This is a genomic window from Streptomyces muensis, from assembly GCF_021474425.1.
Lineage (GTDB): Bacteria > Actinomycetota > Actinomycetes > Streptomycetales > Streptomycetaceae > Streptomyces > Streptomyces muensis.
The window spans coordinates 1-26,211 of record NZ_JAKEIP010000114.1; the positions used below are offsets into that span (position 1 = coordinate 1).

The 26,211-nt window shown below is 71.3% G+C and carries 24 protein-coding genes and 1 tRNA gene; 11 read left to right on the top strand and 14 right to left on the bottom strand.

Annotated features, from left to right (window positions below):
* Positions 1–103: 103 nt before the first annotated feature.
* Positions 104–772, bottom strand: coding sequence for a TetR/AcrR family transcriptional regulator (locus L0P92_RS24785; protein WP_234765184.1), 669 nt, complete (start codon positions 770–772; stop codon positions 104–106).
* Between the two features lie 161 nt (positions 773–933).
* On the opposite strand from L0P92_RS24785, the gene L0P92_RS24790 reads away from it, so the two are divergent.
* The 4 genes from L0P92_RS24790 to L0P92_RS24805 all read left to right on the top strand — a co-directional run bounded on the left by L0P92_RS24790 (position 934) and on the right by L0P92_RS24805 (position 3,854).
* On the top strand, positions 934–1,611 hold the full coding sequence (locus L0P92_RS24790) for an SDR family NAD(P)-dependent oxidoreductase (protein WP_234765186.1): 678 nt from the start codon (positions 934–936) through the stop codon (positions 1,609–1,611).
* Positions 1,612–1,735: 124 nt separating this feature from the next.
* A complete protein-coding gene (locus L0P92_RS24795; RefSeq protein ID WP_234765188.1) occupies positions 1,736–2,515 on the top strand; it encodes an HAD-IIA family hydrolase in 780 nt (259 codons plus the stop codon).
* A gap of 131 nt (positions 2,516–2,646) precedes the next feature.
* Positions 2,647–3,186, top strand: coding sequence for a hypothetical protein (locus L0P92_RS24800; protein ID WP_234765190.1), 540 nt, complete (start codon positions 2,647–2,649; stop codon positions 3,184–3,186).
* Between the two features lie 2 nt (positions 3,187–3,188).
* Complete coding sequence (locus L0P92_RS24805; RefSeq protein WP_234765192.1) at positions 3,189–3,854, top strand: class F sortase; 666 nt, start codon at positions 3,189–3,191, stop codon at positions 3,852–3,854.
* A 240-nt stretch (positions 3,855–4,094) separates the two neighbouring features.
* Here the strand turns inward: L0P92_RS24805 and L0P92_RS24810 are convergent, their stop codons facing one another.
* On the bottom strand, positions 4,095–4,856 hold the full coding sequence (locus L0P92_RS24810; RefSeq protein WP_234765194.1) for an ANTAR domain-containing protein: 762 nt from the start codon (positions 4,854–4,856) through the stop codon (positions 4,095–4,097).
* Between the two features lie 150 nt (positions 4,857–5,006).
* Between L0P92_RS24810 and L0P92_RS24815 the strand changes: the two genes are divergently transcribed.
* The gene (locus tag L0P92_RS24815) at positions 5,007–6,038 is read left to right on the top strand and encodes a glycoside hydrolase family 6 protein (protein WP_234765195.1); all 1,032 of its coding nucleotides are present in this window, start codon (positions 5,007–5,009) and stop codon (positions 6,036–6,038) included.
* Positions 6,039–6,135: 97 nt separating this feature from the next.
* On the opposite strand, the gene glxA is transcribed toward L0P92_RS24815, so the two are convergent.
* From glxA to L0P92_RS24865, 10 genes are all read right to left on the bottom strand, one after another.
* Positions 6,136–8,073, bottom strand: a complete 1,938-nt coding sequence (glxA, locus tag L0P92_RS24820) for a radical copper oxidase GlxA (protein ID WP_234765197.1) — start codon at positions 8,071–8,073, stop codon at positions 6,136–6,138.
* Positions 8,070–10,094 carry a glycosyltransferase family 2 protein gene (locus tag L0P92_RS24825; RefSeq protein WP_234765199.1) on the bottom strand — a complete coding sequence of 675 codons (2,025 nt, stop codon included), beginning with the start codon at positions 10,092–10,094 and terminating at the stop codon, positions 8,070–8,072. Before L0P92_RS24825 ends, glxA begins: the two co-directional genes overlap by 4 nt.
* A 327-nt stretch (positions 10,095–10,421) precedes the next feature.
* The gene (locus L0P92_RS24830) at positions 10,422–11,138 is read right to left on the bottom strand and encodes a FadR/GntR family transcriptional regulator (RefSeq protein ID WP_234765200.1); all 717 of its coding nucleotides are present in this window, start codon (positions 11,136–11,138) and stop codon (positions 10,422–10,424) included.
* A gap of 216 nt (positions 11,139–11,354) precedes the next feature.
* A tRNA-Lys gene (locus tag L0P92_RS24835) sits at positions 11,355–11,428 on the bottom strand.
* Entirely contained in the window at positions 11,419–11,994 is a 576-nt protein-coding gene (locus tag L0P92_RS24840) for a bifunctional DNA primase/polymerase (protein ID WP_234765202.1), read from the bottom strand. Before L0P92_RS24840 ends, L0P92_RS24835 begins: the two co-directional genes overlap by 10 nt.
* A 160-nt stretch (positions 11,995–12,154) precedes the next feature.
* The gene (locus L0P92_RS24845; RefSeq protein ID WP_234765203.1) at positions 12,155–12,520 is read right to left on the bottom strand and encodes a DUF8844 domain-containing protein; all 366 of its coding nucleotides are present in this window, start codon (positions 12,518–12,520) and stop codon (positions 12,155–12,157) included.
* Positions 12,521–12,649: 129 nt separating this feature from the next.
* A complete protein-coding gene (locus L0P92_RS24850; protein WP_234765205.1) occupies positions 12,650–13,987 on the bottom strand; it encodes an AAA domain-containing protein in 1,338 nt (445 codons plus the stop codon).
* A complete protein-coding gene (locus L0P92_RS24855) occupies positions 13,984–15,588 on the bottom strand; it encodes an amino acid adenylation domain-containing protein (protein ID WP_234765207.1) in 1,605 nt (534 codons plus the stop codon). Before L0P92_RS24855 ends, L0P92_RS24850 begins: the two co-directional genes overlap by 4 nt.
* The gene (locus L0P92_RS24860; protein WP_234765209.1) at positions 15,579–16,712 is read right to left on the bottom strand and encodes a hypothetical protein; all 1,134 of its coding nucleotides are present in this window, start codon (positions 16,710–16,712) and stop codon (positions 15,579–15,581) included. The genes L0P92_RS24855 and L0P92_RS24860 overlap by 10 nt, the downstream gene beginning before the upstream one ends.
* Positions 16,663–17,673: a phosphatase PAP2 family protein gene (locus L0P92_RS24865; protein WP_234765211.1), complete on the bottom strand. Its 1,011-nt coding sequence runs from the start codon at positions 17,671–17,673 to the stop codon at positions 16,663–16,665. Before L0P92_RS24865 ends, L0P92_RS24860 begins: the two co-directional genes overlap by 50 nt.
* Positions 17,674–17,859: 186 nt before the next feature.
* Between L0P92_RS24865 and L0P92_RS24870 the strand changes: the two genes are divergently transcribed.
* On the top strand, positions 17,860–18,474 hold the full coding sequence (locus L0P92_RS24870; protein WP_234765212.1) for a histidine phosphatase family protein: 615 nt from the start codon (positions 17,860–17,862) through the stop codon (positions 18,472–18,474).
* 24 nt (positions 18,475–18,498) lie between these two features.
* On the opposite strand, the gene L0P92_RS24875 is transcribed toward L0P92_RS24870, so the two are convergent.
* Positions 18,499–20,013 carry an NsdA family TPR-like regulatory protein gene (locus tag L0P92_RS24875; protein WP_234765213.1) on the bottom strand — a complete coding sequence of 505 codons (1,515 nt, stop codon included), beginning with the start codon at positions 20,011–20,013 and terminating at the stop codon, positions 18,499–18,501.
* Between the two features lie 302 nt (positions 20,014–20,315).
* On the opposite strand from L0P92_RS24875, the gene L0P92_RS24880 reads away from it, so the two are divergent.
* Together L0P92_RS24880 and L0P92_RS24885 are read left to right on the top strand one after the other, a co-directional pair.
* Positions 20,316–20,759: a hypothetical protein gene (locus L0P92_RS24880; protein ID WP_372497324.1), complete on the top strand. Its 444-nt coding sequence runs from the start codon at positions 20,316–20,318 to the stop codon at positions 20,757–20,759.
* Between the two features lie 46 nt (positions 20,760–20,805).
* Entirely contained in the window at positions 20,806–21,675 is an 870-nt protein-coding gene (locus L0P92_RS24885) for a spermidine synthase (protein WP_234765215.1), read from the top strand.
* Positions 21,676–21,690: 15 nt separating this feature from the next.
* On the opposite strand, the gene L0P92_RS24890 is transcribed toward L0P92_RS24885, so the two are convergent.
* Positions 21,691–22,209 carry a hypothetical protein gene (locus L0P92_RS24890; RefSeq protein ID WP_234765216.1) on the bottom strand — a complete coding sequence of 173 codons (519 nt, stop codon included), beginning with the start codon at positions 22,207–22,209 and terminating at the stop codon, positions 21,691–21,693.
* 146 nt (positions 22,210–22,355) lie between these two features.
* On the opposite strand from L0P92_RS24890, the gene L0P92_RS24895 reads away from it, so the two are divergent.
* From L0P92_RS24895 to L0P92_RS24905, 3 genes are all read left to right on the top strand, one after another.
* The gene (locus tag L0P92_RS24895) at positions 22,356–23,060 is read left to right on the top strand and encodes a response regulator transcription factor (RefSeq protein ID WP_234765217.1); all 705 of its coding nucleotides are present in this window, start codon (positions 22,356–22,358) and stop codon (positions 23,058–23,060) included.
* Positions 23,057–24,460 carry a sensor histidine kinase gene (locus L0P92_RS24900; protein WP_234765218.1) on the top strand — a complete coding sequence of 468 codons (1,404 nt, stop codon included), beginning with the start codon at positions 23,057–23,059 and terminating at the stop codon, positions 24,458–24,460. Before L0P92_RS24895 ends, L0P92_RS24900 begins: the two co-directional genes overlap by 4 nt.
* A gap of 122 nt (positions 24,461–24,582) precedes the next feature.
* Complete coding sequence (locus L0P92_RS24905) at positions 24,583–26,052, top strand: glycoside hydrolase family 18 protein (RefSeq protein ID WP_234765219.1); 1,470 nt, start codon at positions 24,583–24,585, stop codon at positions 26,050–26,052.
* Positions 26,053–26,211: the final 159 nt, after the last annotated feature.

A 26,211-nucleotide genomic window follows, 5' to 3' on the forward strand; every position in this document is an offset into this window, starting at 1 on the left:
TCGCCGCCACCGCGGCCTTCGTCCTCGCCGGCGGCACGCTGCTGCTCGCCCGGAGGCGCCGCTGAGACGCACCCCCCCGCCCCCGCCCGCGTTCCCGGTCGGCTCAGGCGGGCCCGGCCCCCGGTCCCGCACGGAGCATGGCCTCGTAGAGAGCGTCGTCCGCCGGGGGGTCGGGCAACGGGCCGTGTGCGGGGGCCTGGAACGACTGGATCAGCAGGGCGACGAGGCGGCGCCACGCGTCAGGAACGGTGTCGCCGGCGAAGTTGACCACACCGGCGTTGGCGATGAGCACAAGGACGAGGTCCTGGCTGGCGAAGTCCTCGCGCAGGTGTCCGCTCTCCTTGGCCCGGGCGATCAGTTCCAGAAAGCCGTGATAGGCCGCCGCACGCCGCTGCTCCAGGGCCTCGGCGGCGGGAAAGGTCGCGGTCAGCACGTCGGCGAAGCCGCGGTCGGCGGCCTGCATGGCGCAGACGGCCTCGATGAATCCGGTGAAGCCCGCCCAGGGGTCGGGATCGTCGAGAGCGTCGTCGACGGCGGTGACGTAGGCGTCCATGCGGTCGGCGAAGACCGCGGCGATCAGGTCTTCCTTGGTGCGGAAGTGACGAAACAGCGTGGCGATCCCCACGCCGGCCTCGCGTGCCACCGAGGCCATGGACGCGCCCAGTCCGTCGCGCTCGAACACCCTGCGCGCGGCGGCGACGATCCGGCCGCGGTTGCGCTCGGCGTCGCTGCGCAGGGGCTGGGCGTCGGGCTGCTGAGGGCCGGTGGTCATGCGGCCACCCTACCAATCGGAATGCCCTATCCATTTTCCGTGCTACGGTGACACGGAACCGGATAGCCCTTTCCGGTTCGGCGGCGACCGAAACGGAAAGCCCTATCCAGATGGGTCGGCAGCACGGACGGCCCCCTGTCACGCATGACGAGAGGATCACCATGACCAGCATCGCCATCGTCGGAGCCGGCCCCCAGCTGGGCCTGGCCATCGCGCGCACCTTCGGCTCCCACGGCTTCGACGTCGCGCTCGTCTCCCGTAACCGCGACAAGCTCGACGAGCTCGTCGGCACCCTCACCGCCGAGGGCATCCCGGCCGCCGCGTTCCCCGCCGACGTACTCGACCGCGGCGCGCTCACCCAGGCGCTCAAGGACGCCGCCACCCGCTTCGGCGGCATCGACGTCCTGGAGTACTCCCCGGTCGGCACGATCGGCTCCACCACCCTGACCACGCCCACCGCGACCCAGCCGTCCGACGTGCAGCACGAGATGGAGTTCCAGCTCTACGGAGCCATCGCCGCCACCCGGGCGGTCCTGCCCGCCATGCGCGAGGCCGGCGCGGGGACCCTGCTGTTCACCACGGGCGCCGGCTCCATCGACCCGGTCCCGCAGGTCGGCAACGTCAACGCCGCGGCGGCGGCGCTGCGCAACTGGGTCCTCAACCTGCACAAGGAACTCGACGGCACCGGCGTCCAGGCCGCCCACGTCGGCATCGACGTGTCCATCGGCATGTCGGTCGTCCCCGGTTTCCCGACCGCCCAGCCCGAGGAGATCTCCCCGGTCTACTGGGATCTGCACACCACCAGGCGTGACCAGGCCGAACTCGTCTTCAGTCGCTGATTCCGGTACGTGGTGATCGACCGGGGTCAGGATCAGCCACTCCTGACTACTCTGGGGGCGTCGGTACGGCGTGGTTCCGGCGCCCCCCGCTCATCCGTACGTACGCCAGGAGAGTCCCAGCACCATGGCAGACCGCAAGCCCATCGAGTCCTGGCTCACCGACATGGACGGTGTGCTCATCCACGAGGGTGTACCGATCCCCGGCGCCGACGCTTTCATCAAGAAGCTGCGCGAGTCCGGCAAGCCCTTCCTCGTGCTCACCAACAACTCGATCTACACCCCGCGCGACCTGCACGCCCGGCTGAACCGCATGGGCCTGGAAGTGCCGATCGAGAACATCTGGACCTCGGCCCTGGCCACCGCCAAGTTCCTCGACGACCAGCGCCCCGGCGGCTCGGCGTATGTCATAGGAGAGGCCGGCCTGACCACCGCGCTGCACGACATCGGCTACATCCTCACCGACCACGAGCCGGACTACGTCGTCCTCGGCGAGACCCGCACCTACTCCTTCGAGGCCATGACCAAGGCGGTCCGCCTCATCAACGCCGGCGCCCGTTTCATCTGCACCAACCCCGACGAGACGGGCCCGTCGACCGAGGGCCCACTGCCCGCCACCGGAGCCGTCGCCGCCCTGATCACCAAGGCCACCGGCAAGCAGCCGTACTTCGCGGGCAAGCCCAACCCGCTGATGATGCGGACCGGTCTGAACGCCATCGGCGCCCACTCCGAGTCCAGCGCCATGATCGGCGACCGCATGGACACCGACGTACTGGCCGGCATGGAGGCCGGCATGCAGACGTTCCTGGTGCTCACCGGCCTGACCCTGCCCCAGCAGGTCGAGAACTTCCCGTACCGGCCGTCCAAGGTCGTGGACTCCATCGCGGACCTCGTCGACCGGATCTAGGACAGCCGGATCCAGGACGGCCGCATCCAGGACGACCGGATCCAGGACAACCCGTACGGAGCAGTGCGGGCCCCGCTGAGGATGCGGGGCCCGTGCCACGGGGGGAGTCTCCAGGTATCTGGAGGTTCACGATGGGATCACTGCGCGTCACCCTCTGTGCCATCGCCGCCCTGGGCACGGTCGCCGTCACCCCGGCGGCATACGCGGCGGACGGGGGTGTCTCGGTCAGCCCGTCCTCACCCCACCCCGGCGGCGACATCGCGCTGCTGGTGAGCGGATGCCGGGAGAAGAGCGGCCTTGCCGTCTCCACGGCGTTCGTCGCCGACGCCCGGCTCACCGTCGGCGCCGACGGCACCCTCGTCGGCCAGGGCCGCATCCGCTCCACGCTCACCGCGGGCACGTACGACGTGCGGGTGGCCTGCGGTGACACCTCCCGCGCGGGCGCCGTCACCGTCGCACACAAGGGCGCACGGCCCTCCGGCCACGCGTCCCCCGTCGCCCCGGTCGAGGCCGGCGGCGGTGGCACCGCCCACCTCGCCGTCGTGGACGCCCGCGCGGCCGGTCCCGGCACGGCGCACACCGTGACCGGGCTGGTCCTCGCGGGCGTCGCCGCGACCGCCGTCGCGCTGCGCAGCGCCCGCCGGGGCCGCGAGCAGGGCAGGCCCCACTGACCATGTCCGACCACGAACGCCCCGCCCACGGCGGCCGCCTCGTGATGGGCGTGGCCTGGGCCGTACTGCTGCTCGGCCTGTGGCTGTGGGGCAGGGAGCTCACCGGCGTCCGGCAGGGCATATCCGCACCCGTCTCCGGCGACGTCGCCGCCGTCGGCCGGCCACCCCGCGTCGACCTGCCGCCCGCCGCCCGCCCGCTCGGCGACGCCCTCCCGCAACGCCTCGACATCCCCGGCCTGAAGATCCAGGCCCCCGTCATCGCACGGGGCCTCGACGCCCACGGCGCCATCGCCGCCCCGCCCTACGAGCAGGCCGCCCAAGTCGGCTGGTACGCGGCCGGCGTGAAGCCCGGAGCCGCCGGCGCCGCGCTCCTGGTCGGCCACGTCGACACCCGGACCCAGCCGGCCGTCTTCTACAAGCTCAGCACCCTCAAGCCGGGCGCGACGATCCGGGTACTGCGCGACGACGGCACACTCGCCGAGTTCACCGTGGACGACGTCCGGGCCGTCCCCCGGGCCCGCTTCGACGCCCACCAGGCCTACGGCCCCCACCACTCGGGCCGTTCCGAACTACGCCTGATCACCTGCGGCGGCACCTTCGACCGGACGACGCGCAGCTATACCGCGAACGTGATCGTGTCAGCGTATCTCACCGGCACCGGGCTGTGAGGACCGCACCGGACGGCATCCGGACGTACCTGGCCCGGTCGACGGCCCGCTCCCCCCGAAGCCGTCGACCGGGCTGGTCCTCGACCGCGCGCGCACGGGTTGCGGGAGTAACCCGGCGACCGGCGCGGGAGGCCTAGGGGGCTTCCCGGAGACGGGGATGGTCCGACCGGGGGCTGGGGTCGTCCGGAATCGACTGTAGAACGGATGACGGCCCGGGCCTAGAGAAAGTTCGACCGGCGCCTACTCGGGTCCCTCGCCTCGCGCCCGTTCCGCCTCCCGGCGCAGCTCGGCGTCGTCCGCGACCCGGTCGAGAACCTCGCCCGCGACCTGCTCCAGCGGCACCCGGCGTCGGCGAGCGTGCTGCCGCAGCGCCACGAAGGCATGGTCGGCGGCCGTGTTCCAGCGCTCGGCGAGCATGCCCTTGGCCTGCTCGATGCGCACCCTGCTGGACAGGGCCTGCTGCAACTGACCGGCGAGGGTGCGGCATTGGACGTACGCCGTGTGGTTCCGCAGTCCGAGGGCCGCGCAGTCGGCGATGAGCTGGGCCAGCCGCAGTGTCGCGCCGTCGGGAAGGGCGCGGACGAAGACGTTGAGCGCGCCCAGCGGCTGCCGCTGACGCAGCAGCGGCACCGCGTACGTCGCCACGATGTCGTGCACCATGGCCCGCTCGGTGAACTCGGGCCAGCGGGCCGCCGCCCGGGCCGCCCGGATCGACACCGGCGGCACCGGCCGGCCGGAGCCGTAGCTCTCCAGACAGGGCCCGCCGCCGCGCTGGGCCTCCAGCAGATCCCGGGCGACCGCCTGCTGGGCGCTGCTCGCCGCCAGCGCCACCGTCCGGTCCCCGTCGATCAGCATGAACCCGGCGGCCTGCGCGGGCAGTAATCGCACACAGTGGTCGGCGACCCCCGATAAGTACGGTCCGGCCTCGAACCCGTCCGTGAGGGTGTCCGCCGACTCCACCAACGCCTCCGCCAGCCGGATCTCCCGGGTGGATGGGTGCATGCCGCACACTCCCCTTCCCCTGTTCCTCGGTTCCCCTGCCGTCGTCTTAGTGGCTGTAACAGGTCCCCGACAAGGCTCGGCGACCTCGTGTGCCCCACGACACGTATGTCAGGATTGAGCCTTGGAACAGTGCACCCGAGGGGGAGCTGGATGTACCTGAAGAGGGGGGCCTGGAGGGGCGCTCGCGCGCGGACGTCCGCGATGGTGCTGGGGGCGGCACTGCTGATCGCGGGCTGTTCCTCCGGGGACGGCGAGGAGCCGGACGACAACGCCGGCGCCGAGATCAGCCAACAGCCCAAGGAGACCGACCCGTTCTGGGTGAACCCGGACGGGAACGCGGCCCAGCAGGTGGCCGACTACGCCAAGGACGGCAAGAAGGAGGACGCCGAGAAGATCCGCAAGATAGCGCAGCAGCCGACCGGCGAGTGGATCGGCCCGGAGAACCCCGAGCAGGAGGCCCGCGGCTACACGGAGGCCGCTGACAAGGCCGGTCGTACGGCCCTGCTGGTCCTCTACAACATCCCGCACCGCGACTGCGGCCAGTACTCCCAGGGCGGAGCCGCCGACGGCGACGCCTACCGGGCCTGGATCGACGGCGTGGCCAAGGGCATCGAGGACCGCTCCACCACGGTGATCCTGGAGCCGGACGCGGTGCTGCACCTGGTGGACGGCTGCACCCCGGGCGAGTTCCACGAGGAGCGCTACGACCTGCTCAAGGGCGCCATCACCAAGCTCAAGTCCCTGAAGAACACCAAGGTCTACCTGGACGCGGGCAACGCCGGCTGGGGTCATCCCGACCAGATCTTCGAGCCCCTGAAGTGGGCGGGCATCGACCAGGCCGACGGCTTCTCGGTCAACGTCTCCAACTTCTACACGACCAAGGACTCGATCGCGTACGGCAAGCAGCTCTCCACCAAGGTGGGCAACAAGCCCTTCGTGATCGACACCAGCCGCAACGGCAACGGCCCCTACACCGAGGGCAACCCGGACGAACGCTGGTGCAACCCGCCCGGCCGCGCCCTGGGCGAGACCCCGACCACCAAGACGTCGGACCCGCTCGTCGACGCCTACGTCTGGGTCAAGCGCCCCGGCGAGTCGGACGGCGAGTGCAAGGGCGGCCCGAAGGCGGGCGAGTGGTGGCCCGAGTACGCCTTGAAACTGGCGGAGGCCACAACCCCCTAGGGGCGCGGGGCTGTTACATATGCGGCTCCGCCGCGTGTGCGCGACCAGCCACAACGCTCCCGCACCCGAAGAACAAGGTGCGGGAGCGTCAAGGCGTCTACGGAACCTTTACCCACTGCGCCTTGCTGGGCGTCCCCTGGTCATCCGTCACAAACAGCATGTACCACCCCGACGGCACCAGATTCCGGTTCGTCGGCACACTCACCTTGATCTTGTCCCCGGACTTCTCGAAGTCCAGCTTCACCGACCGCTGATCCACGTCAGTGACATGCGTGGACGCACTCGGCCGAATCAGCCGCACGTTCTCGATCGACGAAGCGTGCTTGGAGGTGAACGTCGCCGTCCCGCCCCGCTTGATCGTCTGCGGCCCACCCGACAGCGACGGCTGCGCATCCCGGTACAGATACGGCGGCGTATAGATCTCGATCCGCTGCTCGAACTTCCCCGGCTTGGTGTTGGCCTTGTCGGCATACAGCGAGTCCGACCCGAAGAACATCACCCGGCCGTCGGGCAACAGGATCGACCCGGAGTGGTAGTTACGGCCCACCAGCGGATCGGCCACCCGGTCAAGAGTGCTCGCACCCGGCCGGTACAGATGCGCCTGGAGGATGTTGGAGTCACCGCGCCCCCGATAGTCCTCGGAGCCACCCGACACCAGCACACTGTCGTCCGGCAGCACCGAGGCCTGCGGATACCGCGTGCCCTTCTCCAGCGACGGCCCGTCCACGAACTTCGGGTCGTCGTCCTTCAGATCGATCAACCGCGTCTTCTCGCTGGACTCCTTGGACTCGCCGACGCCACCGCCGCCGATCACCATGTACTTCTCGTCCTGCGCCGGCGGCAGCAGCACGGTTCCGGAGGTCTCCATCAGCTTGGAGTCGCTCAGCCCGGGCAGCTTGGTGAACTTGTTGGTGTCCACGTCCCAGATGCCCGGGTCGCGGCCCACGTCGTCGGGCCCGTAGCCCGCGTTCGACCCCGAGTAGAAGATCTTGCCGTTCTCCAGCGGGAACAGCGCCGGGTAGGTCGGGAACTGGCGCACCTTCGACAGGTACGTCCACTTCTTGGTCTTCGGGTCGTACACCTCGTTCTTGCCCGGCACCAGCTGCCCGATGTCGTCGAGGCCGGAGACGCTGAGGATCTTCCCGTCGCTCAGGGTGGTGAGCGTCGGGTACCAGCGGGCCTCGTGCATCGGGTCGACCTTGATGTACTTCTCGGCGACCGGGTCGAACTCATAGGCGTCCCGGATGCCCTGGAAGTCCTTCTTGTCGAGGGCGAGCTTCTGCGCGATGCCGTACGTGTTACGCGCGTCGGCACCACTCAGACCCTGGATCCGGTAGTTGTCCTGGGTGCCGGTCTCGTACTTCTCGCCCTTCTTCTGCGCCTCGACATAGATCCGGCCGAGACCGGGGTCGTTGCGCAGGAACTTGCCGGTCGCCTTGTCGAAGACCTTCTTCGCGCGCGGCACCAGCACCGGGTCCTTGGAGACGAACGTCTTGCCGTTCTCCTTGCCGGTGAACTTGGTGCCCGCGGGCAGCGTGATCGGCTCGTCCGGGTTCTCGTTGTGGACGATCATCAGGCCACCGGCCTTGGTGACGTCACCCTTGAGCTTCTCGTACCGCTTCGTACCGCCCGCGATCAGCAGATTGCCGTTGGCCAGCTGGGTGTGGCCGGTGCAGAACAGGTCGTTCGGCGTCGGCACCTTCTTGATCGTGCCCTTGACCGGGTCCCAGATCCGGGTGTCGTACTTCTTCGCGTCGAAGTTGTCCTGATTGTTTCCCGAGCCCGCGATCAGCAGCACCTTGCCGGTGTGCAGAAGCGCCGCGTGAATGGTGTTCTGGCGGTACTCCTCCGGGAAATCGATGATCTCCCACTTGCCGTTCTCGGCTTTGTACTCGGGTCTGTTGATCTGGTACTGGTGGTATTTCTCGGTGCCGACGCGATAGAGCCACGGCCCGTTCATTCCGGCCAGCGCGAGCACCACCGCCGTACCTATCGCGAGTCGACGGGCGCGGCGGCGGCCTGCACGGTCGTTCATTCCTTACGTCCCCCAAGTCCACCAAGGGCGATCTGCATCGTCTGGTCGTTTCCACTACTGCCCGACGCGGCCCAACTCGGCTTGTGCTGCGGCGCGTGCGGCGCGTGCTGGCCATGCGCGGCGTGCGGGGCGTGGCCCGCGTGCTGCGTGGGCAGCGGCTGTGGCTGCGGCTCCGGCTGGTACGGCGCGTGCTGCGCCGGGGCGGGCTGGGCCGGCACGGGCGCGGCGGGCTTCTTCTTCTCCTGCCGCAGCATGTAGCGCCAGGCGAAGATCGGCGTCGCCGTGATCAGCATGGCGAACGTCGCCCAGATGATCATCGCGGGATGCGCGTGCCCGTACACGAATCCGGCCGCGATCGAGGCGCCGAAGATGACGATGAAGTACCAGTGGTAGCGGAAGGTCCCGAACCACCGGTCGGGGCTGGCCGAATCGCCCTTGGGCGTCACCACGAACTTGCTCTTCTTGCGCAGCGCGGAGTCGATCAGCGCCTTCGCGTACAGCGGCGCCGACAGCGCGGACATCACCATGCCGGCCACACCGCCGGAGCCCTCGGGCTCGTGCGGTGAGACGTTGTGGCGGCGGTTCCAGACGTACAGGCCGATCTGGAGCGCGGAGGCGTTGCCGTACAGCATCAGCCAGATCGTCGGGTCGATGTTCACACCCGAGGCGCCCAGGCCCAGGAACAGCGCACAGCTCAGCGCGGCCAGGATCCAGTTCAGGGCGGACATCGGGTAGAAGATGATCATCATCGTGTAGTTGAAGAGCTTGCTCGGCGGCAGCGAGTACCAGCCCTTCCAGTACTGCTTGAGGATCGTCTCGTACGTCCCTCGCGACCAGCGCATCTGCTGGGTGAAGAAGTCGGTCCAGGCGCTCGGCCCCTCACCGACGGCGAGCACGTCCGGCGTGTACACGGAGCGCCACTTCTTCCCCGTGGCCGGGTTCTTGTGGCGGTGGATCTCGAACCCGGTCGCCATGTCCTCGGTGATCGAGTCGTACAGGCCGCCGATCTGCTTGAGCGCCTTGATGCGTACGGCGTTCGACGTACCCACGAACATCGGTGCGCCGTACTTGTTGCCGGCGCGCTGGATGAGGGCGTGGAAGAGGAACTGCTGCGATTCGGCGGCCTTGGTGACGAAGTTGTCGTAGTTGCCGTACACCTGCGGGCCGATGACGAAGCCGACGTCCGGGTCGCGGAAGAAGCCGAGCATCCGCTCCAGGTAGTTGGGCAGCGGCACGTGGTCGGTGTCGACCGAGGCGAAGAAGTCGTAGTCGTCGCCGTGGGCGTCGAGCCAGGCGTTGTAGTTGCCGTGCTTGGTCTTGGCGCGGTGCGGGCCCTTGGCCTGGTTCCACTTGGCGATGCCCTTGCGGGAGAAGTGGTGCACGCCGAGCCGGGCGCACACCTCCTTGACCTCGGGGTCGTCGCCCTCGTCGAGCAGCCAGACGTGCATCAGACCCCGGTGGCGCAGCTTGACGGCCGCCTCCAGGGTCTTCGTCACCATCTCCAGCGGCTCCTTGCCGGGCACGAAGGAGGTCAGGAAGGCGACTCTCGTGCCGGTCTCCGGCACCACCGGGATCGGGTCGCGGGCGACCAGGGTGGCGTGCGCGTTGGACAGCACGTTCATGCAGCGGAAGAACTCGATCAGACCGATCGAGACGAGCATCACGATGTCGAGCGCCGGCAGGAAGTCGAAGGCCGGGTAGTCGCGCTCGGTCCAGTGCTCGGGCTGGAGCAGCCAGAACAGCAGGACCAGGGAGAGCACCGGCGCGGCGGCCAGCATCAGCGCGACCCTGATGCGGTGCGGCTCCTGCGAGATCAGCGAGCGGTACTCGACCCGGTACGGCTTGTTCGGGTCGGGCTGAGTGAGGGGGCCGGCCAGCCGGCTGTAGTGCTCGTAGTCGTACTTCGGCAGCGTCTTCTTGATCCGGCGGAAAGCTCCGGTCCTGGTCTGCGAAGGCACCCTGAGCTGGGTGGTCTGAGACGGGTCGAAGTTCTGCCGGGCGCCCGTCGGCGTCGACGTCATGAGTCATCCCCCCACACGCGGGTCACCCGCGTGTCTGTCGGTTCCTTTACGACTGCTCCGGTCCCCCTCGACCGTTCACAGGCGTATCAGTGGTGGGCCGCAGTCACCACATCTTCCACACCTTAGACATGGAACTGCGACCTTCCGGTTGCATCATGCCCCCCTCGGCATGCGGTCATGAACGGGGCCCCCTATGCCCCGGCGAAAACCGGCAACCGGCTCCTTGCCCCCCAACTGCCGCGTATGCGCAGCATCTTGCAAAAACCAATCACCAGGGTTCTACGTCGTTCCACATGATCGCAAGATGCGAAACGAGGTGTTTACCGGTCATACGCGCTCATTGTGGCACCTGTGGGGGTCTTGTGTACCCGTCGTGGATACGCGGGCGCGGATGTTGCCGAAGTGCTCCCGTATGGCCTCCTCCGCCCGTATCGCATCGCCCGACCGCACCGCGTCCACGATCTCCCGGTGCTGCCGGCAGGTGACCAGGGGATCCTGCGGGGCGCCGCCGAGATCGGTGTGGACGCGGTGGAAGGCGTCCCAGAACGCCGCCATGACCTCGCCCAGCAGCGCGTTGTCCAACCCCCGGTAGAGAGTGGCGTGAAACGCCCGGTCGGTGTCGGCGATCCCGTCGCCGCCGCGCGCCGCCTGCTCTTCCATACGGTCCACCAGCGCGTCCAGTTCAACGAGGTCGCCCTCCGGCACCCGCCCCGCGAGCCGCGACACCAGCCCCGTCTCCACGGCCTCCCGCAGCTGCACCAGCTGGAGCAGGGTGTCCTCGCCCCGGTAGTGCCCGGCGACCGTGCGGAAGGCGAGTCCCTCGATCATCGGCGCCAGCGACATCGCCCCGACGTACGTCCCGAACCCGTGCCGGATCTCGACGATGCCCATCGCCTGCAACCCCTTGAGCGCCTCGCGCACGGAGTTCCGGCTGGCACCCAGATGCTCCATCAGCTCGGGCTCCGTCGGCAGCGGGGCCCCGGAGGCCAGCCGGCGATCGATGATGAGCCTCTTGATCCGCTCCTGAAGGTCACGCGCTGCCATGACCAGAGCGTATCCGGCCAAACACGAGAAAGGCCCCTCGCTTGCACGAGGGGTCTTCACTGTCTGTGCGCCGCCAGGGACTCGAACCCCGGACCCGCTGATGCTGCATTTCCCGGGGGATAACCCCCGGACCCCCAGCCGCTCCTGCGGCCGAAGGGAGGACTCTGGCCCTATAAGCGAAGGCCCCCCGCAGTAGCGAAGGGCCTTGCCTGTCTGTGCGCCGCCAGGGACTCGAACCCCGGACCCGCTGATTAAGAGTCAGCTGCTCTAACCAACTGAGCTAGCGGCGCCTGCTGACGTCGTAGACCTTAGCATCCTGATCGGGGTGGGGAAAAATCGATATCCGAACGGCCGCACGAGCCGCCCGCACGGCCGCCCAGAGCAGCACCTCCGGCCCCGGCAACCAGGGATTACGGGTGTCCGGGGCGACCAGCCAGCGGGCGCCGGAGGCGGCCTCGGCGGCGGACCGGGCCGGGACGGTCACGGCGTCTCCGGTGCCGTGACACAGCAGCGCCGGGACGTCACCCGCACGGCCGAGTTCCTCCCACCGCAGCAGCGACGGCAGCCGCTGGGCCGTGCCGGGCGCGGCGAACAGCAGCATCCGTCCCCGGAACATCGCCACCGGCCCCGATCCGGGCCCTTCCTCCCACAGCTGGTCGACCATCCGGCGCCCGAAGACCGCGGGCGCGCTCACGACGTCGAAGACGGAACCGCAGGCCAGCACCATGGGGGCCGTGGGGCGCTCGTCCCAGAGGGCCCGGGCGCTGCGCGGATACGGTTCGGCGGAGGCGAGCCAGGCGGCGCCGTCCGCGGTGAGGGAGGCGGTCGAGAACGGGGCGTTGGGTGCGCTGCTCATGACAGCTAGATCTACCGAGGGTGAACGAGCCGCTCCCGAGAGTTCCGGGAAATCAGGACAGGGCGGGGTGGCAGGGCGTATCTTGCCCGCCTGGCATATGCCATCGACTGTCCCGGATACGGAGTACGGAGTACCGACTGCGGGGCGTGGGGTGGCCAGGTCACACCGGGTCGACGTGCCCGGGACCCTCGACCCCCCGCATCAGATCCCGGCCGAACTCCACCATCTTCTTGGCATAGTCCTCGGTCCACTCGGCCCGCGCGGCGATGTCCGCGGGCGTCAGCCGGTCGAACCGCCGCGGATCCGCCAGCTGGGCCGCCGCGATGGCCTGGAACTCCACCGCACGGTCCGCCGCCGCCCGGAACGCCTGCGTCAGCTCGGTCGCCCGCGACAGCAGCGCCCGCGGGTCGTCGATCGACTCCAGGTCGAAGAAGTGCTCCGGGTCGGCTGCGACCTGCGCGGGCTCGAAGAGCAGGGGCGCGGGGCGTAGCCGCGGTTCGTTCCGACGCGGCGTGGGCTCCGCCATGTCTTCTCCTTCTCCTACGTCGACGATCTCGTGGACCACCGATGACATCGGCGGCCCGATCCACCGTCCATTGTCCCGCGCCCGCGCAAGGGGGCGTCGAGCGCAGGTCAAAGGGGGTGCGGTGGGCTGTCAGCCGGGCCGCCACCCCACCCGATGCTCCGCCAGCCGCGCCAGCACGGCGTGGTTCGCCTCCCAGCCATCCGGGAACTTCACCAGCGTCCCCAACTGCACCGGCTCCGTCGACGGATAGTCGTCCAGCAGGTCGCTCACCCCCGCACGGCACACCACGATGCAGGCGTGCCGGTGGCGGGAGGCGAGGACGCACAGGCGGCCTGTCTCCAGGTGGAAGGCGGTGGCGTCGGGGCGGCCGGAGAGGGGGTGGAGGACCACCGTCACGTCGTACTCGCGGCCCTGGAGACGATTCGCGGTGTCGACGGTGACGTCCGTCACCCCCAGCTCGGTCAGGGCCGCCCGGACCGAGGCCGCCTGGTCCCGGTGGGCCGTGCCGACCGCGATCCGGTCGGCCGTGAGGGGCGCGGCATCGGGCGAGCGCTCCGACGTGGCCGCGCCACCCCGGTCCAGCAGGCGCCGTACCACCGTCGCCACCGCCCGTACCGCCTCGGGGTCCGTACGCGGGGTGTGCCGGGCGGGCAGCTCCAGCAGGCCCCAGCCCGACTCCGCCGCCTCGTCGATCACCCGGTCGGGGCCCGAGCCGTCCGACGGGACCGCGAAGGACAGGCGGCGGTCGCCGTGGCCGGTGCCGCTGCGGAACGGGGTGTACGGGTAGAAGGCGTCGGAGACCAGGGGCGCGGCGGAGGCGGGGAGCCGCCAGGAGACCGGCAGACGGTGCTGGGGCAGCTCGGGGTTGTGGGCCAGAAGGGTGGTCACGGCGGAGGCCGACGGGTCGTACGACAGACCCGCCCACTGCTCGCTGCCGACGATGGAGAACGGGTCCAGCTGGCCGGGGTCGCCGACGAACAGCGCCCGCTCGAAGAGGCCGGCCACCGCGAGCAGCGAGTCCGAGCGCATCTGGTACGCCTCGTCGACGATCGCGTGCCGCCAGGGTTCGTCCACCTTCACGTGCGCCCACTTGGCGGCCGTGGAGATGACCACCGCGAGACCGCTCAGGTCGCCCGCCTTCGCCGACTTGCGTACGTTCGGCAGATCGTCCAGCGCCTTGTCGTACGGGTCGGCGTCACTGCTGTGCAGCCGGCCGACCGGCAGCTCGGGGTTCTTCTCGGCGAGCCGCAGGACGAGGTCGTCGACCTGGGCGTTGGTCTGCGCGACGACCATCAGCGGGCGTCCGGCGTCGGCGAGTTCGAGGGCCGCGCGGACGACGAGCGTGGACTTGCCGGCGCCCGGAGGGGAGTCGACGACGACACCGCGCGCGGTGCCGTGCAGTGTGTCGCGGAGGATCGCGTCGGTGGCCTCGGTCGCCGCGGCACCGGGGTCGAACACGGTGGTCACAGCACGTCCTCCTCGGTCAGGGCGTCGGCGGCCTCGGGCACCTGCTCCCCGGGCGGCCCGCCGTGCGTCCATGGCGTCTGCTCCGGGTCGGGCAGCTTGGCGCCGCCCCGCTGCTCGTGCTCGAACAGCGTGAAGCACAGCTCGTCGCCCTTCTCGGGCACCGACCCCTCCTCCGGCTCCTTGCCGCGGCCCATCTTGTCCAGCACCCGCAGCACGATCAGCGCACTGCCGTCCTCGGGGTCCCCCTCGTACCCGACGAACTCCGCCGACTGAGGCTTCCCGCCCAGCGACCGGAACACCTTCGCCCGCTCGCCCAGATGCGGCCGGTCATCCGTGCGAACGGTGACCAGCGGGCGCGGACTGGGCCGCTTGCCCTCGCTGTAAGCCATCACCACCTCGGTGACCTCGCCCGCGAACGCCTCCCCGGACAGCCGCCGTCCCGCCATCACCAGCGGGTCGTCGAGCGCCTCCTGCGCTTCCAGGCGGGCCTGTTCGCGCTCGCGCGCGGCGAGCTTGTTGGCCGCGGTGACCGCGTCGTCGCGGCGCGGCTGCGGGGGTTCACCCGCGAGGACACGGTCGCGATGGCCGGTGAAGGACCAGCGGTCGCGGGTCCAGCGCTCCTCGACCCGCGAGGCCTCCGGCAGCTCCCGCAACCGGTCCAGGCCCCGCCACACCGCGTCCCAGGTGGGCCGGGTCCGGCTCGCCACGAGGGCGCGGATCTCCCGCTCGGCGGTGGTGAGGTCACCGAGCCGGTCGTCGGCCTGCAACCCGTCCTCGGCGGCGGCGAGGGCGGTGCGGGCGCGGTCGTAGCGCTCGATGGCGGGGGCGAGCAGCTTGTTGTCGAACGCCGGGTCGGTGGCGGGACCGGCGGGCGGGCACAGCAACTGGCCGTCCCGGTCCCGCGCGAGCTCCGCCCGCAGGGCCGCCTCGGCGCCCGTCTCACCGCCCGGCGGGTCGATCCAGGCGAGCAGCGCGCCGAGGTGCTGGTCCTCCAGCGTGGACTGGCCGGTCGCCCAGTGCCGGGCCAGTACGTCCGTCATGGCGAGCAGCAGTGAGGAGCCGGGCACGCGCGCCCGCTCGGCGAAGTGGGTCAGCCACCGGCCGAGCAACGGCACACGCGGAGGCGCCGGATAGGGGGTCTCCGGGTCCTGTTCCGCCGTACGCCTGAAGCGCATGGAGCGGCCCAGGAGCCGTACGAAGTCGATGCCCGCGCGGCTCGGAACGATCAACTGCGGGGCGTTCGCGCACAGTTCGACCTCGACCTTGACCCGCTTGCCGGTCTCCGGATCGGTCTCGTTGCGTTCGGCCGCCTCCACGTCAACGGCGTAGGCGTCGATGTACGGCAGGACGACGTCCGCCAGCTCGGAGAGGAACGTAAACCGGAGGTCCCGGTCGCGTGGCTGCGGTACGACCAGCAGGTGCGGGGCGTCCCGGTCCGTGCCGACGAGTGCGCCGAGCGGGGCGCCGGCCTCACCAGCGGTGGTGAGCGGCACGAAGACCAGCGGCCGCTCGGACAGGCGCCGGTGGCGGACGGTGGCGGCGGGCTGGGCGCGGCCCGTGCTGACGGCTTCTAGGCGGGCGAGGGTGGAGATCAGCGACACGCGGTCACCGCCTCCCGGCCGAGGGCCTCCGCCCGCAGCCGCGCCGCCCTGCGCAGGGCCGCCACCGCCGGGTCGTCCGGGTCGCCGGACTCGCCGCGGGCCGCCGACAGCACGCCCTCGACCGTCGTCAGGTCGCCCAGCTCGGCCCGTACCGAACGGCCCAGCGACGTCACCGCGTCGGACGCGCGGGACCGGGCGCGGCAGTGGAAGGCCAGCTCACAGGCGGACAGGCACTCGGGCGCGTACGTCGCCGGAACCGACTCGACGGCTGCCGTCAGCTCGGCGGCGGGCAGCTCGGGGGAGAAGCAGGTGCCGTCGGGGAGGGTGTCGGCGATGTCCTCGATGCGGGTGAGCCGGGCCAGCTGGCGGGCGGTGACCGCGCGCTGCTTGCGGACGTCGACGGCGGAGGCGGTGGGGTGGTTGGAGAAGTCCTTGGGGCAGACGAGGAGCACGCGGTGGCGCACGCGCGGGGCGGGGTTCAGCCGGGCGGCGACCTGCTCCAGCGCCAGCACGTACACCGCCGACTGGCGTGCGGCCGCGCCGACCTTCGCCGCGTCCGCCGAACCGTCCAGCATCGGGAAGGACTTGATCTCCACGACCGTCCAGCTGCCGTCCGGGTGCACGACCACCGCGTCCGGCTCCAGGAAGGCGGGCGAGCCGGCGACGTCCAGCGCGAGCATGGGGTGGTCGAGCAGCGTCCACTCGCCGGGGGCCTCGGTGGCCTCGCGCAGAGCCAGCGCCGTACGGGCCGTGCGGCCCTCGGGGCCGGTCGCGGTGAGCTCGGGCACGCGCGCGTGGGCGGGCGGTTCGGCCGTGCGGTCCAGCTTCTCGTGGACCAGCCGCAGCAGTTCCGCGCCGCCGTCCGCCTTGACCTTGGCCTCGAACGCGTTCCCGCGGGTGAGGGCGAACTGCGACTGCCCGAAGGCCGACGGCGAGCCCAGCGCGCTCGCCAGCGCCGCCTTGTTCACCCCGGCGCCGTCCAGGATCGCGCGCCGTCTGCAGCCGGGGTTGGCGGCGAGGGCGGCCAGGGCGCGCGCGTCGAGCGCCTTGGCCGGTACGTCGGGACCGCGCAGCTCAGCGAGCCGGTGCCGGAGCGCCGTCCCCCGCGTCCTTGGGGGAGGCACTCGGCTCGGCTCCGGATCCGAACCGGGACTCGCGCTGCCGTGGAATTCGCTCACCCGCGGAAGTCTGGCATCCGCCACTGACAATCGAGGAAGAAGCGTCGTCCGAGGCCACGGTGACGGTCTCGCGCGTACCCTGCGCGACCGTGCCGCCGGAGGCCGGTCCGGCCGTCGCGACGGGGGCGGCCTCCGCCCCGAACCGTGCCCGGACCCGGTCCGCGGTCCGCAGGACGTACGGCGTCAGCAGCAGTCCGACGCCCATCACGGCGGCGCCCGCGACGGCGTCCAGGAAGTAGTGGTTGGCGGTGCCCATCACGACGATCGTGGTGATCAGCGGGTAGGCGACGGCCGCCACCTTCGTCAGGCGCGTCCCGCCGTACCGCCACAGCATCACCCCGCACCACAGCGCCCAGCCGACGTGCAGGCTCGGCATGGCCGCGTACTGGTTCGTCATGCCGCCCATGCCCTTGGGCGCGCTCGCCGCGCCGCCCCACCAGCCGTACGAGCTGTACTGGGCCATCGTGTCCACGAAGCCGTAGCTCTCGGCGAGCAGCCGGGGCGGGCAGGTGGGCAGCAGGGTGAAGCCGATCAGGCCTATGAAGGTCGACGTCATCAGCCAGGTGCGGGCCGCGCGGTACCGCACGGTGCGGGACCGGAAGATCCAGACCAGGAGCGCGGGGGTGACCAGGTAGTGCAGGGAGGCGTACCAGAAGTCGGCGGGTACGCCGAGCCAGGGCTCGCGGGTGAAGAGGCGGTTGAGGGGGTGCTCCGCGTTGAGGTACAGGGCCTTCTCGATGTCCAGGATCGCCAGGCCGTGGTCGACGGCGTGGCTGACATCACCCCGGGCGAGCAACCGGCCCGCCGAGTAGCAGGCGTAGACCAGCAGTATCAGCGGCAGCTCGGTCCACCAGCGCAGGCGGGTCCGCGGCGTCGCCTCCACGCCAGCTGTCTCGGCGCGTGGCATCCGATCGCCTCCCCCTTCATGTCGCGGCGCCCGGTTGACCGGTCGTATCACTTTACGGTGTATGCGCGCGCCCCCTTCGGGCGCCCTGGCCCTCAAGACGCAGAGATCGCCCCCCGGGTTGCCCCCGCACAGCGTGCGGGATGATGGACGGGTCCCGCCTCTCATTTCTCCCGGAAGGGCACCTTCATGGCACCGCGGATCCTGCTGGCCCGGCACGGACAGACGGCTTGGTCGCTGTCCGGCAAGCACACGGGCAGGACCGATGTGCCGCTCCTGGAGGAGGGCCGCCGGGGCGCGAAGCTGCTGGGTGAACGCCTGCACCGGCCGCCGTTCGACGGACTTGGCGGGGGCGAGGGCCTCGCGGAGGTCGAGATCCGCACCAGCCCGCTCTCACGCGCGCGTGAGACGTGCGAACTCGCGGGCTTCGGTGACCGCGCGCGTACCTGGGACACGCTGATGGAGTGGGACTACGGCGCCTACGAGGGCATGACGCCTGCGGAGATCCAGGCCGTGCGTCCCGGCTGGCTCATCTGGCGCGACGGTGTGCCGGAGGGCGAGAGCCTGTCCGAGGTGACGGCCCGTGCCGACGAGGTGGTGGCATGGGCGCGCGAGGCCGACCGTGACGTGCTGGTCTTCGCGCACGGGCACATCCTGCGCTCCATAGGCGCGCGCTGGCTGGGGCTGCCGCTCGACTTCGCGGCACGGATCCGGCTGAACCCGACGTCGCTTTCGGTGCTGGGATGGGCGTACGGGGAACCGGCGATCGAGAGCTGGAACGACCTGGGGCATCTGACGGTGTAGCCGGTCGGGCGAGCGCCCTGCCGGTCACGCCATGCGGGGCGCGCTCGCGTGCCGTTCCAGAAACGCCGACACACCGGTCGCCCGCCGGTGCGGCAGCAGCACCCGCGCCGTGCCCGCCAGCATCGTCTGGACCCGCGAGGACTGCACCTGGTCGAGCAGGTCGAGCACCCGCATCCCGGCCGCCGCCGCCTCGTCCGGGCGGCCGCCCCGGGCCAGGTCGTCCGCCAGTTCCGCCGTGTACAGCGCGATGTTGCGGGTGAAGTGCGGATCCTGGAGCCGGGCCGCCCGGTCGGCGTGCCGCGCCGCCCGCTGCCAGTTGCCCAGTATCGACCAGCACTGCGCCTCCAGCACCTCCAGCTCGGCCTCCCCGTAGAAGCTCATCCACTCGGGGTCGGCTTCCGAGCCGCCCCGCCCGTAGAGGGCCTGCGCGCGTACGAGGGCCTGTTCGCAGCCGGTGCGGTCGGCGAGCCCGGCCCAGCCGCCCGCCTCGCGCAGCGCCAGCAGCGACATCAGGCGGGCGGAGCCGAGGGGGCGCGCGGCGCGCTGCGCGGCCTGTGCCGCCCGTACCGCCTCACGCGGTCGGCCCGCGTCCCGTGCCAGGAAGGACATGTTGCAGAAGGCGTGCGCCTCCAGCGCCGGGTCGCTCGCCATCCGGGCCGTCGCGAGCGCCTCCGCGTAGTGCGAGCGGGCGTCGTCGAAGCGACCCGAGTCGTGCGCCAGCCACCCCACCGAGATGGCCAGTTCACCCGCGCCCGAGTGCAGCCGGTCGCCGACCGCCTGCCGGGTCGTGCCGGCGTCGAGCAGCTCGTAGGCGGCCCGCAGCGGGGCGGCCGCGCGCCGGTAGAGGCCGTCGGCGCCGTGCCGGTCGTCGAGCAGCCGGATACGGCGTACGGCCTCCTCCAGCGCGTCCGCCTCGTGTCCCCCGACACGTCGGACGGGACGCTCGGCGGCCGCGGCGTCGAAGGCGAGCCCCAGGGGGCTCAGCGAGGCGGCGGCCACTGTGGCGCCCCCGCCGGTCATGAATGCGCGACGCAGCACGTCGCTCTCCTCGTGGATCTCGTGATTCTGGTGGTTCTCGTGGTTCTGTTCCGGGCCGTACGAGTTGTGCGAGTTGTGCGGGTCGTACGGGTCGTGCGTGGCGTACGGGTTCTGCGGGTCATACGGCTCGTGTCCACCCCACGTCTCACTTGTGGCGAGCGCCGGGCTCGTGGTGTGCACGAGGGGCGCGTCCTCGTCGGTGCGCGCCCGGCGTCCGCGTACGGACGAGCGGGGCGCGAAGCCGAGGTCGGTGAGCGTCCGGCCGGGGAACATGTGCAGGAACACCCGTTCGTACGCGTAGTTGGGGCAGCGGATCTCGCCGGCCTCGACCCGCCCGACGTAACGCGCGTCACAGCTGACCCGCTCACCGATCTCGCGAGCGGCCCGTCGTACCGCCGCGGCGAACTCGGCCGGCGAGCGCTGTCCGCGCAACTGCCGGAATGCGAGATTCGGCCTCGGTGGCCGGGTGGGCTGGGACGAGGTCAGCTCTGACGACGCCATGGCCGGGTCCTCTCATGCGAACCGTCGAACCATGCCGGAGCGAGGGCGAGTTGAGCCGGATGTCGGTTCCGAATACCCGTTCCGAATGTCCGTGCCGAATATCCGTGTGCCCTTGCTGTCGGCGGGCATGAACGTACCTGCTGTAGCGGACCCGCCACGCAGTGTTTGGCTACAAAACGGATATCTCATACGGGATCTGCCATGAACTGCCATCCTTTGCGGCGGACTTCCGCCGTAGCCGTTGACGTCGCGGCGCGTTGAACTCTTCGGACTGCACAAGGGGTTCCGTGGTGGAGGTCGAGATGGAGACCAGCCAGAGCATCGCTCCGCATACGCCGTCGGCAATGCCGCCGGGGCACGCGTCGGCCGCGGAGTGCGGCGAGCCACCGGAGGCGGGCTGCGACGTGGTCACCGTTCCGGCACGGCAGGGCCTGGAGGCGGTCGACATCCTGCGCCGCGGGGCTGCCGCCGACGCGGTGGGACCCGTACTGCACGACGACGGTGGCGACACCCTCGGCTTCGTGGTCCCGTCGGGCACCGCGGCCGCCTGGGACGTGCCCGGCAGCACCTGCACGGAGACCGACGGCCGCGGACTGAGCCTGGACCTCAACCCCGAGCCGCCCGTCGAGGGCTCGGACTGGCTCCTGCCGCCCGGCGAGGCGGACCTGGCGACGGATCCCGCGGTGCTGCGGGCGGCGCTCGGAGAGGCCGCGCGGCTGATCGAGGCGGCCGACAACTGCCGGTGACGGCGCTGCCCGGGCGGCGCCGCCCGCCGCTTGCGACAATGACCCCATGGGAAAGTCCAGGAACGCCAGACGCCGGTCGGCCGCGGCCGAGCCGGTCGTCGAGCGCGTCGACGGCGGCCTCGCCGAGCTGATACCCGACCCGGACCGCGCCCGGGCCTGGACCCTCCTCATCGACGGAGCCCCTCAGTCGCACGTCGACCTGGACGACCCGGCGTACCTCTCCTTCGAGTACCAGCGGCGCCTCGGGCACGTCATCGACCTCGTCGCCGCACCGGGCAGACCCGTACGGGCCGTGCACCTCGGCGGTGGCGCGTTCACCCTCGCCCGCTACGTCGCCGCGACCCGCCCCCGCTCCACCCAGCAGGTCGTCGAACGGGACGCGGCCCTCGTCCAACTGGTCCGCAGGGAACTGCCGTTGGATCCGGGCGCCCGGATCCGGGTGCGGTCGACGGACGCCCGGGACGGGCTCGCCAAGGTGCCCGACGGGTGGGCCGACCTCGTCATCGCCGATGTCTTCAGCGGCACCCGGACCCCCGCCCATCTGACCTCGACCGAGTTCCTCGACGACGTCCGCAGGGTCCTCGCGCCGGGCGGTGTGTACGCCGCCAACCTCGCCGACGGGCCGCCGCTCGCGCACCTGCGCGGCCAGATCGCCACCGCCGCCGACCGGTTCACGGAGCTCGCCCTGGTCGCCGACCCGGCCGTACTGCGCGGCAAGCGCTTCGGCAACGCCGTCCTCGTCGCCTCCGACCGCTCGCTCCCGGTCGCCGAACTGACCCGTAGCGCCGCCTCCGACCCGCACCCCGCGCGCGTGGAGCACGGCAGGACGCTCACCGACTTCACCGGCGGCGCCGTTCCCGTCACCGACCTCGTGGCGGTGGCGTCCCCGGCGCCGCCCCCGTCGGTGTTCCGGTGACGTCGCGCCGGTGACTCAGTAGTCCCCGATCTCCACCCGCGGCGGCCCGTCGTGCCAGGTGCAGAACACCGACACCCGGTCCGCGCCGGCGCTGAACTCCACCCGGATCCACGTCTCCGTCTTCCACACCTGCATCGACCAGCCCGAACCCGGCGTGGCCGAGACGAGGGACGCGTCCCGCGCGCCGATGTCGAAGACCACCCGTCCGCCGTCGGTGTCGTAGCCCTTGACCTGGCCGGACGCGGCGGGGGAGGGGCTGGTGCTCTTCGGCGGTGCCGTCGAGGGGGCCGGGGTGCGGGGCGTCGCGGTCGGCTTCGGCGAGGGGCTCGCGGGGCTCGACGGGGTCGGCCGGTTCGTCGACGACGCCAGCGGCTTCGACTCCTGCGTCGTCGCGTCGGCGGCCGTGATGGGCAGGGCGCGGGGGCGGTCGTACACCGTGCCCGCCATCACCGTGTGGACACCCCACCACGACAGCGTGACCGCCGCGCCCGTGGCGAACGACCAAGCCAGTACGTGTACGAGTCCTCTGCGCATCGCGGGCCATACTGCCTCACGCGTCCCGGACGTGTCGCGCCGTTGTGCGCGGGCGTGAAGTCGCCCACACGGGTGCGGTTGTCCACAGGCGGTGAGTTGTCCACAGGCCCGGACCGGGCTCGGCGGCATGGCGTACGGTGCGGCGCATGGCAAGTGTGCTCGTGGTCGAGGACGACCAGTTCGTACGCTCGGCGCTCATCCGGCACCTGACCGACGCCGCCCACACGGTGCGCAGCGTCGGTACGGCACTGGAGGCGCTGCGCGAGGTCGCCCATTTCCGTTTCGACGTGGTGATCCTGGACCTCGGTCTGCCCGATCTGGACGGCTCCGAGGCCCTGAAGATGCTGCGCGGGATCACGGACGTACCGGTGATCATCGCCACGGCGAGGGACGACGAGACGGAGATCGTCCGGCTGCTGAACGCCGGGGCGGACGACTATCTGACCAAGCCGTTCTCGGTGGAGCACCTGTCGGCCCGGATGGCCGCCGTGCTGCGCCGCGCCCGGTCGGGCAGCGCGGAGGCCGCCCCGTCCAGCGTGCTCCGCGTCGGCGGCCTGACCGTCGACCCGCTGCGCCGCCAGGCCGAGTTGGACGGGGCGAGCCTGGACCTCACCCGCCGCGAGTTCGACCTCCTCGCCTTCCTCGCCGGGCGGCCCGGGGTCGTCGTACCGCGCAAGGAACTGCTCGCCGAGGTGTGGCAGCAGTCCTACGGCGACGACCAGACCATCGACGTCCATCTGTCCTGGCTGCGCCGCAAACTGGGCGAGACCGCCGCCAACCCGCGCTATCTGCACACCCTGCGCGGCGTCGGTGTGAAGCTGGAACCACCCGTGGGGGAGCCGCCGCGATGAGGTGGGCACTGGTCAAGGTCTCTCTGGCGGTCACCACCATGGTCGTGGTCGCCTTCGCCGTCCCGCTCGGACTCGTCATCCGGGAGATGGCCCGCGACCGCGCCTTCTCCAACGCCGAGCGGGAGGCCGCGGCCGTCGCCCCCGCGCTGTCCATCACCACCGACCGGGACCAGCTGGAGCGGGTCGTCGCCTCGGCCGGATCGGACGCGGGCATGGCCGTGCACATACCGGCCTCCGACGGCACGGATGCGGTCGACCTCGGCCGGCGGCGCGCCGCCACCGAGGACATCGCGACCGTACGACGGCTGGGCCGCGCCTCGACCAGTGAGGTCGCCGGCGGCTCGACGCTGCTCCAGCCGGTCGCGCTCAGCACCGGCGAGATCGCCGTCGTCGAGGTGTACGTCCCCGACGCGGAGGTCACCAACGGCCTGGCCACGGCCTGGGCGGTGCTCGCCGGGGTCGGTCTCGCACTGGTCGTCGGGTCGGTCGCGGTCGCCGACCGGCTGGGCGTACGGATGGTGCGGCCCGCGCAGCGTCTGGTCGAGGGCGCGCATGAGCTGGGGGAGGGCAAGCTGGGCGCCCGGGTGCCCGAGGAGGGGCCGACCGAACTGCGGCTGGCGGCGGTGGCGTTCAACTCGATGGCCGACCAGGTGGTGCAACTCCTCGCCAACGAGCGTGAGCTGGCGGCCGACCTGTCCCATCGTCTGCGTACCCCGCTGACCGTGCTGCGGCTGAACGCGGCCTCGCTCGGGGACGGTCCGGCCGCCGAGCAGACCCGGGCCGCGGTCGCCCAGTTGGAGCGGGAGGTCGACACCATCATCCGTACGGCACGCGACGCCAAGCCGCAGACGGTGGCGGCCGGTCCGGGCGCCGGGTGCGACGCGGCCGAGGTGGTGCGCGAGCGCATGGCGTTCTGGTCGGCGCTGGCGGAGGACGAGGGCCGCAAGGTGCGGGTGGCCGGCGTGGACCGGCCGGTGCGCATACCCGTGGCCCGGGCGGATCTGGCGGCCGCGCTGGACGCGCTGCTCGGCAACGTGTTCCGGCACACCTCCGAGGGCACGGCCTTCGCGGTCGACGTGCACAACGGCGAGGACGCGGTGATCGTGCTCGTCTCCGACGCGGGGCCCGGCATCTCCGACCCCGAGGCGGCGATGGCGCGCGGGCGGGGCTCGGGCAGCGCCGGCTCGACCGGGCTCGGCCTGGACATCGTGCGGCGGCTCGCGGAGTCGACGGGCGGGGACGTACGGATCGGGTCGTCGGTGCTGGGCGGGACCGAGGTGCGGATATGGATCCAGCTGGACGGACGGGCACCGGAGCGCAGGGGGCATCGGGGGGCGGTTCGAAGACGCCGGCCCGGCAAATTGGTCTCGACCTTTAACCGTCCCCGATCCCTTCCTTAAGCGCACCCTAAGGTCCTCAACGCCGGTCTGGATCAGGGCTTTTGCCCGATTCGAGATCGCTAGCGTGCTGCCGCACCCCCACCCCGGGAATCCCCCCCGTGAAGAGCGAAGGCAGGCACGCGATGAGTACGCACCGGCGCAGGATCAGCGGCAGGAACAAGGCGATCGGCGGTGTCGTCGCCGCGGCCGTGGTCGGCGGCGGCGCGACCCTGTTCACCGGTACCGCGCAGGCGGCCGGGATCGGGGCGGCGTACACGAGGACCAGCGACTGGTCGACGGGTTACACCGCGCAGTACGTCGTCACCAACAACAGCGGCGGGACGAAGAAGGAGTGGACGCTGGAGTTCGACCTGCCGTCCGGCTCGAAGCTGAGTTCCCTGTGGAACGCGGAGTCGAAGGTGAGCGGGCAACATGTCACCGTCACACCGCCGAAGTGGGACCGGGACGGGCTCGCGGCCGGAGAGTCGGTGACGGTCGGCTTCGTGGTCAACGGCACGGGCGCACCGGCGGACTGTCTCATCGACGACGCCAAGTGCTCCACGGACGACAGCGCGACGCCCGAGCCGAGCGGCCGCCCGACGTCCACCGGATCCGCCACGCCGACGTCGGCGCCGACACCGACGGCCACACCCACCCAGAGCGCGCCCCCGACCCCGACCGCCAAGCCTTCGGAGAGCCCCGGCACCGGCACCGGAGCCGCCGCCGGTTTCGCCCCGTACATCGACACCTCCCTCTACCCGGCCTTCGACATGGCGGCCGGCGCCGAGGCCACCGGCGTGAAGGACTACAACCTCGCCTTCGTCACCGACGGCGGCGGCTGCACCCCGAAGTGGGGCGGTGTCACCGACCTCGGCGGCGACGCGGTGGCCGCGCAGATCGGTGACCTGCGCGCCAAGGGCGGCGACGTCCGGGTCTCCTTCGGCGGCGCCGCCGGCAGCGAGTTGGCGACGACCTGCACCTCGGCGGACGCGCTGGCGGCGGCGTACGGCAAGGTCGTGGACGCGTACAAGCTGACCAAGGTCGACTTCGACGTCGAGGGCGGCGCACTGCCGGACAAGGCGGCCAACACCCGCCGCGCCCAGGCGATAGCCGAGCTCCAGCGGCAGCACCCGGACCTGGACGTCTCCTTCACCCTTCCCGTCATGCCGGAGGGCCTGACCCAGCCCGGCGTCGACCTCCTCGCCGACGCCAAGCGCAACGGAGTGAAGATCGACACCGTCAACATCATGGCGATGGACTACGGCCCCGCCTACAGCGGCGACATGGGCACCTACGCCGAACAGGCGGCCACCGCCACCCAGGCCCAGGTCAAGAGCGTCCTCGGCCTCTCCGACAGCGCGGCCTGGAAGACGGTCGCCGTCACCCCGATGATCGGCGTCAACGACGTCACCACCGAGATCTTCAAGGTCGACGACGCCACCCAGCTGGTGAAGTTCGCCCAGTCCAAGGGCCTCGGCTGGCTGTCGATGTGGTCGGCGACCCGCGACAAGCAGTGCGCGGGCGGCGAGAAGCCCGCGGCGGACGCGACGTGCAGCTCGATCCTCCAGGAGAAGTTCGCCTTCTCGAAGGCGTTCGCGGCGTACGGCAAGTAACGCCGAGCGTCCACGGGCAACCACGACACGGGGGTCACGCGCCCCGGCCGGATGGGGGGGAAGACCGGCCCGGGGGCGGGGCCCCCGGGGCGGGGTGTCCCCTGGACGCAGGGCCTTTGATGGCGTAAGCCGCCGACGCCCGCGCGGAGGCCGACAGAG

Bases quoted from the DNA above. Each gene is read 5' to 3' on its own strand.
- L0P92_RS24870 (WP_234765212.1), top strand. From the start codon at position 17,860: ATGGCACCGCGGATCCTGCTGGCCCGGCACGGACAGACGGCTTGGTCG.
- L0P92_RS24815 (WP_234765195.1), top strand. From the start codon at position 5,007: ATGTACCTGAAGAGGGGGGCCTGGAGGGGCGCTCGCGCGCGGACGTCC.
- L0P92_RS24795 (WP_234765188.1), top strand. From the start codon at position 1,736: ATGGCAGACCGCAAGCCCATCGAGTCCTGGCTCACCGACATGGACGGT.
- L0P92_RS24805 (WP_234765192.1), top strand. From the start codon at position 3,189: ATGTCCGACCACGAACGCCCCGCCCACGGCGGCCGCCTCGTGATGGGC.
- L0P92_RS24865 (WP_234765211.1), bottom strand. From the start codon at position 17,673: ATGCCACGCGCCGAGACAGCTGGCGTGGAGGCGACGCCGCGGACCCGC.
- L0P92_RS24890 (WP_234765216.1), bottom strand. From the start codon at position 22,209: ATGCGCAGAGGACTCGTACACGTACTGGCTTGGTCGTTCGCCACGGGC.
- L0P92_RS24790 (WP_234765186.1), top strand. From the start codon at position 934: ATGACCAGCATCGCCATCGTCGGAGCCGGCCCCCAGCTGGGCCTGGCC.
- L0P92_RS24880 (WP_372497324.1), top strand. From the start codon at position 20,316: ATGGAGACCAGCCAGAGCATCGCTCCGCATACGCCGTCGGCAATGCCG.
- L0P92_RS24885 (WP_234765215.1), top strand. From the start codon at position 20,806: ATGGGAAAGTCCAGGAACGCCAGACGCCGGTCGGCCGCGGCCGAGCCG.
- L0P92_RS24895 (WP_234765217.1), top strand. From the start codon at position 22,356: ATGGCAAGTGTGCTCGTGGTCGAGGACGACCAGTTCGTACGCTCGGCG.
- L0P92_RS24825 (WP_234765199.1), bottom strand. From the start codon at position 10,094: ATGACGTCGACGCCGACGGGCGCCCGGCAGAACTTCGACCCGTCTCAG.
- L0P92_RS24830 (WP_234765200.1), bottom strand. From the start codon at position 11,138: ATGGCAGCGCGTGACCTTCAGGAGCGGATCAAGAGGCTCATCATCGAT.
- L0P92_RS24810 (WP_234765194.1), bottom strand. From the start codon at position 4,856: ATGCACCCATCCACCCGGGAGATCCGGCTGGCGGAGGCGTTGGTGGAG.
- L0P92_RS24840 (WP_234765202.1), bottom strand. From the start codon at position 11,994: ATGAGCAGCGCACCCAACGCCCCGTTCTCGACCGCCTCCCTCACCGCG.
- glxA (WP_234765197.1), bottom strand. From the start codon at position 8,073: ATGAACGACCGTGCAGGCCGCCGCCGCGCCCGTCGACTCGCGATAGGT.
- L0P92_RS24905 (WP_234765219.1), top strand. From the start codon at position 24,583: ATGAGTACGCACCGGCGCAGGATCAGCGGCAGGAACAAGGCGATCGGC.
- L0P92_RS24845 (WP_234765203.1), bottom strand. From the start codon at position 12,520: ATGGCGGAGCCCACGCCGCGTCGGAACGAACCGCGGCTACGCCCCGCG.
- L0P92_RS24800 (WP_234765190.1), top strand. From the start codon at position 2,647: ATGGGATCACTGCGCGTCACCCTCTGTGCCATCGCCGCCCTGGGCACG.
- L0P92_RS24900 (WP_234765218.1), top strand. From the start codon at position 23,057: ATGAGGTGGGCACTGGTCAAGGTCTCTCTGGCGGTCACCACCATGGTC.
- L0P92_RS24875 (WP_234765213.1), bottom strand. From the start codon at position 20,013: ATGGCGTCGTCAGAGCTGACCTCGTCCCAGCCCACCCGGCCACCGAGG.
- L0P92_RS24785 (WP_234765184.1), bottom strand. From the start codon at position 772: ATGACCACCGGCCCTCAGCAGCCCGACGCCCAGCCCCTGCGCAGCGAC.